Source organism: Kocuria himachalensis (assembly GCF_054784195.1).
This window is the reverse complement of record NZ_BAAGPL010000035.1, coordinates 1-4,854: the sequence shown is the minus strand read 5'-3', so window position 1 is coordinate 4,854 and position 4,854 is coordinate 1. Positions and strand designations below refer to the sequence as shown.

The following is a 4,854-nucleotide window of genomic DNA, read 5'->3' as shown; positions in this document are numbered from 1 at the left end:
TGGATCATGCCCACACTTGGATTCAACGACGTCGCCCGGGTGACTTCCACCGCCACACCGGGGGCATCATCAATGCGCAACTCCACAGGTGAAGCACTCAGATCAGCCAGGTTCCCTGACCGCTGCACCACTCGGATGTCGTGGCCACCGATCCGGCCGGCGACCCCCAGGTCGATCTCTCCAGCCCGGGGCGGACGCGCGGTGGCGTGTACCCCGGCCCACCGTTGCCACGCTTCTGCGGCCTCGGTGCGCTTCTCCACGGTGACTCCGTCGATGGTCATGCGGAACCTTTCCCCGCCCAACTCATCGGTGGTGCGCTGGGCGGCCGCACGCAGCACCGGCAGCTCGCGCTCTAGTGCCTCCGCGCGCGACAGAGCCGCGTCTTTACGAAACACCAACGAGGACTGATTGCGGTGCCAGGCCCGGTTCAGCCGCTCCAGCCGCGCGAGCTCCTGGTCGGCTTTCGACTTCTCCAGGATCAGCGGATTGCCACTGGAAATGGCCTTGACCTCCGCGAAGGACAACGTGTTGTCCCCGACGTCCTCGATCTCACGCACGTCCAACCGGCCGCGCATGATTTGGTCGATGAACTTCGACTTCCGCTCCAGCGTCTGCCACATGAATGTGTCGAACGAACCCTTCGTGACCACCTGCGAGATAGCGACCTCCGGGTTCTGGTTACCCTGCCGGATGATGCGCCCGTGCCGCTGCGCGATGTCCGCCGGACGCCACGGAGCGTCCAGGTCGACCAGGTGCACCGCCCTCGCCTGGATGTTGGTGCCAACCCCCATCCTCTGGGTCGAGCCCATCAGCACGGCGATGTCTCCCGAGCGGGCAGCGGAGAACAGCCGGCCCTTCTCGGCATCGTTCTTGGCCTCGTGCATGAACCGGATCTTCTCCGCTGGAATGCCCCGGGCGACCAGCTGATCCTTGAGCTCGTCGTAGACGTTCCACTTCTCCGTCGATGGGGTGCTCTGGTCGCAGAACACGATCTGCAATGCACCCCGGGTCGGGTGCTCCTCGCCGCTGGCCGGATCCAGGAACACGTCGTCCTGGTGCTCCTCGTGCACCCGGGCAATGAGGTCCGCTGTCACACTGACCTTGTTCTCCGCCACGACCGATCCCAGCTCGGGATCCACCAGGCGCATGTCCAGGGCGGCCTTGCGCCCATCGGAGCTGACCTTGAGCATGTTGTCCTCGGTCCGGTCCACCAGCCGCGCCTGGATCGCCTCAGCGCGCCGACCAATGTCCTCGATGTAGTCCTGTAGCTCCGTCGAGGCTTCCACCGGGACCATGCGCGGCAGCCGTTTTCCGTCCTCGCGCTCCACCAAATCCGGGGTGGGCAGCTGCAGGTCCTCGGCGGTCTTCACGTCGGCGAAGGTGTGGAACATCTTCAGCAGCTCGGGCACGTTCTGGAACTTCGCGAAGCGCTCCTTCAGCTTGAAGTGGTCCCCGCCGGCCACCGACAGCTCCATCTCGGTCACCACCTGACCGAAGGTCGCCGCCCAGGTGTCGAAGTCGTGGATTCCGGCTCTTTCCAACCGCTCCGGGCCCAGGTAGCACTGCATCACATACATCTCGGTGACCGAGTTGGCGATCGGTGTCGCGGTCGCACCGGTCATCACGCGGTCTCCGTGCTTGGCCCGCAAGTACTCGACCTTCATGTGAAGGTCAGTGGCTCTGCCGGACCCCGGATCAATGGCCGCGTCCTGGATGTTCGACGGCGTGGAGAGGTTCTTGAAGTCGTGGAGCTCGTCCACCACGAGGTAGTCGATGCCGGTCTGCTCGAAGGTGATCCCCGGATCGGTGACCCGATCCATCTTCTCCTTCAGCTTCTCTTCTTTCGCCTGCAACCGGGCTTCCATGCGCTTGATCGACATAGTGTCCGCCCCGCTGGCGGCCGCCCGTTCATTGGCGGCTTCCAGCTCGGCTCGCTGACGTCCGATTTCTGAGAGGTTGTAGGCGCTTTTCGACTCAGGGGACAGTTCGATGCGCTCGAACGCGGTGCGCGTCATGATGATCCCGTCCCAGTCACTAGCTGCTGCGCGGGCAACGAACACCCGCCGCCTCTCGCCCTTCAGATCAGCCGAGGAGGCGGCAAGGATCTGCGCCTGGGGGTAAAGCTGCAGCCACTCCCGGGTGAACTGCTCGAGCATGTGGTTGGGCACCACCACGACCGGTTTACGGGCCATCCCCAACCGGCGCAGTTCCATCGCACCCATCACCATCTCGGCGGTTTTGCCCGCCCCCACCTCGTGGAAGAGCCCCACCGAGGGCTCCGAGAGCATCCGCGCCACCGCCGCCCGCTGGTGGCCGCGCGGGGTGAAGTCCTTGACCAGCCCAGGGAAGCTCAGCCTCTCCCCCTCCACGGAGTAGTCGCGCAGCACGATGGAGTTGAACCGCCGGTTGTACTCATCCACCAGCCCGGCCGCCCGCGCCGGGTCCTCCCACACCCACTCGCCGAACCGCTCCTGCATCAGTGCCGCCTTCTCCTGGGCGGCCGTGGTCTCGGTGGCATTGACGACCCGGCGATTGCCTTCGGGGTCGGTAGGGTCCGGGTCCGTGACCTGTACCCGGCGCTGCTCGGCCAGATTCTTGAAGATGTCCCCGGCGGCCATCCGGTCGGTGCCCCAGTCGTTGCGGGCAGCGAAGACATGACGGCTGGCTTTCACGTCCCAGTTCGCGCCACTGATCCGGTCCACCCGGGCGGAGGGGTCCTTGATGATGTGGCGTAGGAACTGCTCATGGATCTGGGGTGACACCCACACCGCCCCGATCCGGGCCTCGATCTCATCGGCTCCCAGCGGGGCCGGCAGCACTGCTTCCAGCGCCTCAACGTTGGCCTGGAACCGCTCATCGGCGGCTGAGGCGGCGCGGGCCGTGTCCAGCTTCTCGCGCACATCCCCGGACAGGTACTCCGCCCGGGTCTCATAGACCCCGTCCTCCCCGGGCACCTCATAGACCAGTCCTCCCAGGGACTCTCGCGCCCCGGCCTCATCGGTGCCCAGCAGGCGGGCGACATGGGCCAGGTCCACGGTGCCCAGCGTGTCCAGGGTGACGGCCAGGGCCTCATCAGCGGTGTCCACCCCGAGCACGGGCTTACGCGGCTGCACCTGCCGCTGCGACAGCAGACCAGCCGGAGCCGCAGTGCCGGTGCCCTCATCGAAGTGCTCCAGGGCCAGCACGAGCGGCCCGAACGGATCATCCCTCAACAGAGCCACCGCCGGTGGGGTGATGCGGGCCAGGATCTCCTCACCGGCCTCATTGGTGCGTCCGGTGCGGCGTTCGGTGAACCGGTTGATCGGCCCGTAGCGATCCACATAGGCCCGGTAGCTGGCCGCCAGTTGAGCCCTCAAAGCGTCCAGCTCAGGGGTGTCATCGACGTTGGCGGCCTCCAAGGTCAGCACGGCACGGGCTTCATCCCGCAGGCCCAGCAATGCCCGCAGCTCCCCGTGCCGGGTACGTGCCACCTTCAGCGGCGCGTGCACCTTCTCGATCGTGACCTGAGTGAAGCCTTCCGCACCGCGATCGGTGATGTGCCCGATCTGCTCCTGCTCCCCCGCCGGGATCAAGGCAGCGACCTCGAGCTCCTGCTCGCCACTACGCTCGGCCATCCCGCGTCCAGCCGCCACGGCCTGCTCGGTGATCTCCGCCAGCTGCTCACGCAGTCGGAGCCCGGTGGCCGTCAGGTCCTCCGCGCGCACGGTCAAGGTGGCGGAGCCGTACATCCCGTTGCCGATCATCGGCTCACCGAGCACACGTTCGGGGTGGGCGAGGAAGTAGGCGTTCATCCGTCCCTGCGCCCCATTCAGTTCGACCGGGGCGGTCTCCACCCACCCCTGATCCAACGGAACTTCGCCGGGCAGACGGCGGCGGAAGATCAGCACATCGGTCAGCGCGTCCGTGCCGGCGGCACGCCGGTGGGCGCCGGTGGGCAGTCGCACCGCGCCGAGCAGGTCGGCGGTCTGAGCCATCTCCCGGCGCGCTGCGGGGTTCTGCGCATCCAGGGTGAACGCGCTGGAGAGCACCCCGACCACCCCACCGGGGCGGGTCAGGGCCAAGGACTTGAGGATGAAGTGGTTGTGCATCGAGTGCCCGGCCGCGTTGTGCCGCGGGTCGTGCAGCGTGTTCCGGGAGAAGGGGACGTTGCCCACCGCCGCGTCGAAGACCCCTCCGGCCATCCGGGTGTCCGCGAATGACTCCGTCCGGATGGTGGCCTCCGGGTAGATGGCCTGGGAGATCGCCGCAGTCACCGGGTCCAGCTCCACCCCGGTCATCTGCGCCCAGTCCGGGGCCAGGCCGATGAAGGTGCCGGCACCGGAGCCGGGCTCCAGCACCCGCCCGCCCTGGAAACCCAGCCGCTCCAGGGCGTCCCAGACCTCGGTGGCGATCGCCGGGTCGGTGTAGTGGGCGTTGATGACCGTCCGGCGCGCGGCCGCGTACTCGGTCTCATCCAGCAGCTCGCGCAGCTCCGCTCGGTCGGCCTCGTACTCGGTGCGGGACTCGTCGAAGATCTCCGCGACCCCGGTCGCGCCCCAGGACCCCCACCGGGCCAGCGTGGTGCGCTCAGCATAGGTGGCCGTCCGATTTTCGGCCCGGATGGTGCGCAGCACGCGCAGCGCGGCGAGGTTGGCCCGGAAGCGTACCTGGGCCCCAGAGGGGGCCAGATCGTCCTGGGCGCGGGGGACGAAACGCCCCGAACCCTCAGACTCAGCCGGGATTACGCCTGTTCGGCGTCCTTCCGAGCCACCTCGTCCCAGTACTGGCGGTCCTCCCGGTTCAGCTGCTCCACGACCCGCAGCATCTGAGCCACCCCGGACTCCTCCTCGTCCTCCTCCTCCGGCTCCTGCTGCA

1 protein-coding gene is annotated in these 4,854 nt (G+C 67.4%); it reads right to left on the bottom strand.

What is annotated here, in order from left to right:
• Positions 1–4,613, bottom strand: a 4,613-nt coding sequence (locus tag ACYVM4_RS18160; protein ID WP_460669443.1) for a helicase-related protein, incomplete at its 3' end; no start/stop codon positions are given.
• Positions 4,614–4,854 lie beyond the last annotated feature (241 nt).